At 74.8% G+C, this 1,286-nt stretch carries 1 protein-coding gene; it reads left to right on the top strand.

Features of this window, described 5'->3' with window-relative positions; translation table 11 throughout:
* The coding region (locus IH13_RS0134420) for a chitinase (protein WP_031090801.1) at positions 1 to 1,026 on the top strand (1,026 nt) is incomplete at its 5' end.
* Positions 1,027 to 1,286: the final 260 nt, after the last annotated feature.

The raw sequence follows: 1,286 nt of genomic DNA, 5'->3' as shown, positions 1-1,286 counted from the left end.
GCGGCCGGCTCGGCGGACGGCGGCGCGGCCCCCGAGCCGAGCGGACGCCCGACCGAGGCCCCCACCCCGGCACCCACGGCGACGACGACGCCCGCGCCGGTACCCACCGCGACCGCGGGGGGCGGCACCGCCGACGGCGCCCGGTTCGCCCCGTACGTCGACACCTCCCTCTACCCGGCCCACGACCTGCTGGACACCGCCGCGAAGACCGGCGTGCAGGAGTTCACCCTCGCCTTCATCACCTCAGGCGGCGGCTGCGCCCCGCGGTGGGGCGGGGTGACCGCCCTCGGCGACGACCAGGTGGCCGCCCAGATCGGCGCGCTGCGGGCCCAGGGCGGTGACGTCCGGGTCTCCTTCGGCGGCGCGGCCGGTGCGGAGCTGGCCCTGAACTGCGACTCGGCCGACGAGCTGGCCGCCGCGTACGGGGAGGCCGTCGACGCCTACGGGCTCACCAAGCTCGACTTCGACATCGAGGGCGCGGCGCTGCCCGACGCCGCGGCGAACTCCCGGCGCGCGCAGGCCATCGCACGGCTCCAGCAGGCCCACCCCGGCCTGGACGTCTCCTTCACCCTCCCGGTGATGCCGGAGGGGCTGACGCAGCCGGGGGTGGACCTGGTCGCGGACGCAAAGGCGAACGGGGTCGCCATCGGCGCCGTCAACATCATGGCGATGGACTACGGGGCGTCGTACAGCGGCGACATGGGCGACTACGCGATCCAGGCGGCCACCGCCACACAGGCGCAGCTCAAGGGGGTGCTGGGGCTCTCCGACGCGGAGGCGTGGAAGACGGTCGCGGTCACCCCGATGATCGGCGTGAACGACGTCGCCACCGAGGTCTTCACCGTCGACGACGCCACACAACTGGTGGAGTTCGCTCGTGAGAAGGGCATCGGACGGCTCGCGATGTGGTCGGGCACCCGGGACGCGCAGTGCCCCGGCGGCGCGAAGCCGACCGCGGACGCCACCTGCAGCTCGATCCTCCAGGAGCCGCTGGCCTTCACGAAGGCCTTCGGCGCCTACCGGTAGCCCCCTCGGAACCCCGACTCCCATCGAGCCCCCAGAGACCATCTCCCTCCGCGCGCACCCCGGCCGGCCCCCCACACCCCCACCCCCGGCCGGGGTGCGCGCCCCCGTCTCCGGTGCCGGACGTGAAGGCCCGCGTCCGGAACCGGAGTTCGGGGAAAGAACACGGACACGACCCGGCGGCCCCCTGGGCGCCTTCCGGAGGCCTCACCCCGTTCAATTCCCGGCGGGCCTCCCCGCGATGAGCGGAAGCCGGGATACCC

The organism is Streptomyces sp. NRRL WC-3549, assembly GCF_000721935.1.
Classification (GTDB): Bacteria; Actinomycetota; Actinomycetes; order Streptomycetales; family Streptomycetaceae; genus Streptomyces.
This window is presented reverse-complemented; position numbering and strand designations above follow the sequence as displayed.